Annotated in this window: 4 protein-coding genes; 3 read left to right on the forward strand and 1 reads right to left on the reverse strand. The window is 72.2% G+C overall.

Annotated elements, in window-relative coordinates; genetic code table 11:
- Nucleotides 1-76: 76 nt before the first annotated feature.
- The 3 genes from AOK23_RS38675 to AOK23_RS38685 all read left to right on the forward strand — a co-directional run bounded on the left by AOK23_RS38675 (nt 77) and on the right by AOK23_RS38685 (nt 3,099).
- Complete coding sequence (locus tag AOK23_RS38675; protein WP_055717146.1) at nt 77-811, forward strand: FadR/GntR family transcriptional regulator; 735 nt, start codon at nt 77-79, stop codon at nt 809-811.
- Between the two features lie 101 nt (nt 812-912).
- On the forward strand, nt 913-2,382 hold the full coding sequence (locus AOK23_RS38680) for an APC family permease (RefSeq protein WP_055717147.1): 1,470 nt from the start codon (nt 913-915) through the stop codon (nt 2,380-2,382).
- Nucleotides 2,383-2,541: 159 nt separating this feature from the next.
- Entirely contained in the window at nt 2,542-3,099 is a 558-nt protein-coding gene (locus tag AOK23_RS38685) for an RICIN domain-containing protein (protein WP_055717148.1), read from the forward strand.
- Nucleotides 3,100-3,150: 51 nt separating this feature from the next.
- Here AOK23_RS38685 and AOK23_RS38690 read toward each other — a convergent pair.
- A partial coding sequence (locus AOK23_RS38690) for an ABC transporter ATP-binding protein (RefSeq protein WP_157878281.1) occupies nt 3,151-4,276 on the reverse strand: 1,126 nt, incomplete at its 5' end.

Below are 4,276 nucleotides of genomic sequence, written 5' to 3' on the forward strand. Positions count from 1 at the left end.
GGAACCGCCCGCGCCCCCGCGGACCCGGTCCCGCGCCGGACCCCGGCCGCGATCAGCGGGCCGTTAGGGTGGCGCCGTGGTGAACGCAGCGGGCAAGTTCGGGCCCTACAACCAGCCGGGCCCCGCCCCTACGGCCTCGGCCATCGGTGTGGGACACGCCCGCGTGCTGCCCCTCGGCGGTCAGAGCGGATCCGATCTCGTCCGCTCGCGGATCGCGCTGCGGATCCGCCTGCGCGTGGTGCGGCCCGGTGACCGACTGCCGGACGCCGGTGTCCTCGCCGAGGAGCTGGGGATCAGTGAGATCACCGTGCGCCGGGCGCTGGAGGGCATGTGCCAGGACGGCCTGCTCGACCGCAGGCGCGGCCGTGCGGGCGGAACCTTCGTCGCTCAGGCCTGGGACACCGTCGTCGCCCTGACGCACGACACCGAGGAGGCGGCCTCGCTGGACGCCTTCCATCTGCTGCTGGAGTGCGGCCTCGTGGCGCACGGTGCGGGAGAGGTGCCGGCCGAGCGGCTGGACGGACTGCGCGCCCTGGTCACGGACATGGAACGGACGGACGACCCGGCGCACCTCGCCGAGTTGGAGACCCGCTTCCACCTGGACCTCGCGGAGGTGCTCGGCGGTCCCGGGATCCGCGAGTTCGCCGCCGATCTGCTCGGCCGCCTGTGTCTGCTGCTGCCCGCGCCGCGGCCCGAGGCGCTACGGGAGCGGAACGGCTGCCACGCCGAACTCCTCACCGAACTGGGGCGGGGCGCGACCGATCGGGCCGTGCGGGCGGTGAAGGCGCACCAGCGTTCCCGGCACGGCTGACACCCGGTCCGGTCGGCGGCCGCCGTGTACCCGCCCGACAGCACGATCGTCGACATCCCGCGCACCCATCACGCCACACCACCGCACGAGGAGTTGCCGCCATGCCCCACCCCGGAGCCGGTCCGCTGTCCCCGCCGGGCCCCGCCGGCGGCGCGCCCCAGCGGCTGCGCGGCGGCGTCCTCGGCATGGCGGACATCGCGGCCGCCACCATGGCCAACGTCGGTCCGGCCATGAGCTTCTTCTTCGGTTTCGCCTTCCTCGCCACCACCGCGGGCGTGGCGTCGCCGCTGACCATCACGGCCGCGGGCATCGCCGTCGCGCTCCTCGGCAACACGCTGGCGGAGTTCTCCAGGGCGCACCCGTCGGCGGGCAGCTTCATCACGTTCGTCGGCAGGACGTTCGGGCCGGTCAGCGCGGTGACCACGGCACTGTTGGCGGCGGTGGGCTACATCATCGCGATGGCCGGCGTCGTCTCGATCTCCGGCGGGTTCGTGCAGATCACCCTGCACCACTACACCGGCGTGGACCTGCCGTGGATCATCTGGACGCTGCTGCTCACCGGGCTGGCGGTGCTGCTGATGCTGCGCGGCGTGGTGGTCTCCACGAAGTGGGCCGGCTACTTCTTCGGCGCCGAGATGCTGGTGCTGGTCGTGGTCTCGGTGGCGGCGCTCGTGGAGCACCGGGGCGCGCTGTCCTTCGACCCGTTCCTGCCCAGCCACATCAGCGACGGATTCAAAGGTCTGGCTGCGGGCTTCCCACTGGCGGTGTACCTGTTCATCGGCTGGGAGAACTCGGCGGCGCTCGCCGAGGAGACGGAGAACCCGCGGCGCAACGTCGGCCGCGCGGTGTTCTCCTCCGTCGCCATCATGACGGTGAGCTACATCCTGTTCGCCTACGCCACGGTGACCGGCTTCGGCTACGACGTGACCGCGCTCGGGGAATCCCGGATCCCCTTCATCGAGGTGGCCCACGACACGCTCGGCGTGCTGGCGTTCCTGGCCTACCTCGGCGGTCTGACCTCCACCCTCGGCGTGCTGATCGCGGGCATCAACTCCCAGGCCCGCCTCGTGTTCAACGCCGGACGGGAGGGGCTGCTGCCGTCCTTCTTCGGCTATGTGCACCCCACCCGACGCACCCCGAACAACGCGATCGTCACCTTCACCGCCATCGCACTGCTGATCATCGGCGGCTGGGGCCTCGGCCATCTGCTGGGCCCGGGCGGCGGCCCCATGAACCCGGTGGTCTTCTTCACCGAGTCCTCGACGCTCGGCGCCATCCTGATCCTGCTGGTGTATCTGGCGTCCAACATCGCGCTGCCGCTGTACTACCGCAGATACCGCCCGCAGGAGTTCCGGGTGGTACGGCACCTCCTCCTGCCCGCGGTCGGCACGGTGGCCATCCTGGTCCCGCTCTACTACCTCGCCAAGCCCGGCCAGCCCGCACCGTACAACTGGTTCCCCTACGCGGCGATCGCCACGCTGCTCGCCGCCGTCGGCTACGCGACCCTCCTGGTCCGCCGCGACCCGACCCTCGCCGAACGCGTCGGCTCGATCGTCGCCGACGCGGACTGAGCGCCGCGGCCACCGGCCGCCGGTGCTGTCTCCGGTGCTCGAAGGGCAGGTCGAGGCCGGGGATTCGAACCAGGCCGAAAGGTGTCGCCCCTGCCGCCGGGTCGAGCGCACGCTGAACCGCATCGTGCTCCTACTCGACCAGGGGACCAGGGGGAACACATGCGTGTCTTCGGACGTGTGCTGGCGGTGTCGGCCGTCGCCGCGGCGTTGATCACCGGATCGCTCACCTCGGCGACGGCGGCACCGGCTCGGTCCGGCACGACCGATGCGGCGTTGCTCGCCGATGTCTTCCATCTCGTCAATCGCGGCACCGGGCGCTGTCTCGACGCCTTCTTCTCCGGCGGCGGTGAGAACAACAACGCCGTCGGGCTGTGGGACTGCAACGGCGGCATCAGCGAGCAGTGGCGGCTCGTCTCCTCGGGCAACCCCGGCTATCCCTACGCCCTCGTGAACGCGAACAAGGGACGCTGCCTGGACTATCCCGCCGAGTCGGGGGGCACCATCGGCTGGCAGTTCAAGCTGTGGGACTGCAACCGTTCGGCGTCGCAGAATCTCAAGCTGGTGCCCTTCGGCGACTTCTACAAGATCTACGTACAGCGCAACGGGACCGCGCCGATGGACGCCTACGCCAGCAGCGGCGGCCTCAACGGCAACCCGGTCGGCATCTGGAACGAGACGGGCAGCCCCCTTCAGCACTGGACGTTGCAGCCGTACTGATCGGCCTTCCGTCGCGCCCGGAACCGGCACGGCACCGTGTCGTCCCCGGTGTCACACCACCCCCGCAGGTGTTCGCAGGAGCGCGCGGGTCGCCTCGTGGGTCGGGGCGGTGAAGACCGTCGCCGTGGGGCCGGATTCCACGCTGCGGCCCGCGTCGAGGACGGTGACGGTGTCGGTGCGGTCGGCGATCAGGGGGAGATCGTGGCTGATGAGGACGAGGGCCGTGCCGCGCTCCTCCCGCAGCCGGACCAGCAGGTCCATGATCGACTCGGCGGTGGCGGTGTCCAGTGCCGAGGTCACCTCGTCGCAGATCAGCACGTCCGGGTCGGCCGCCAGGGCCCGCGCGATGGCCACGCGCTGACGCTGCCCGCCGGAGAGTTCGTGCGGGTAGCGGGAGGCGAACTCGGCGGCCAGACCGACCTGTTCGAGCAGTTCCGCCACCCGGGCCGACGCCACGCCGGACGCGCACCGCCGGTGCAGCCGCAGCGGTCTGCCGAGGGCGGCGCCGACCGTACGGCTGGGGTTGAGCGCGCCGAGCGGGTTCTGCGTGACCAACTGGACGCGGCGGCGCTGTTCGCGGCTGCGCCCGCGCAGGCCCGTGCTCAGCGGCGCCCCGTCGAGACGGATCGTGCCGGCGGTGATCGGCTGCAGCCCGACCACGGCGCGGACGAGCGTGGTCTTGCCGGAGCCCGAGGCGCCGACGATGCCGGTCGCCGCCCCGGGAGCGACGGCCAGCGAGACACCGTCCAGCGCGGGAACGTCCGAACGCCGGCCGAACACCACGCACAGGCCGCGCACGTCGAGCACGGGGACGTCCGCCGATCCGGCCATGGACGCCCGGCGCCGCATCCGGCCTTCGACCTGGCCCTGCTCCGTGTCCCCGGCCGGAACCTCACTCAGGTCCCCCGGCGAACGCTCGGCCGAGGACCCGATCGAGTCCCCCGCCCGTCGGGCCCATGGAACCTCCGCCGGATTCCCCGCCCGGTCCTCCACCCGCGCCGTCGGCGCACCGCCCCGCCGGGACGTACCGGGCCCGGCCGCCTCCGCCCGGAGTTCCACCACCTCGTCCGCGATGCGTTCCACGAGGTCGGGGTCGTGGCAGGAGAGCGCCACCGCCAGGTCGTGCGCGCGGGCGAGGTGGCGCAGCAGGTCGCCGATGTCGTCGCGGAGTTCGGGG

It is taken from the genome of Streptomyces torulosus (assembly GCF_001419765.1).
GTDB classification, from domain to species: Bacteria; Actinomycetota; Actinomycetes; order Streptomycetales; family Streptomycetaceae; genus Streptomyces; species Streptomyces torulosus.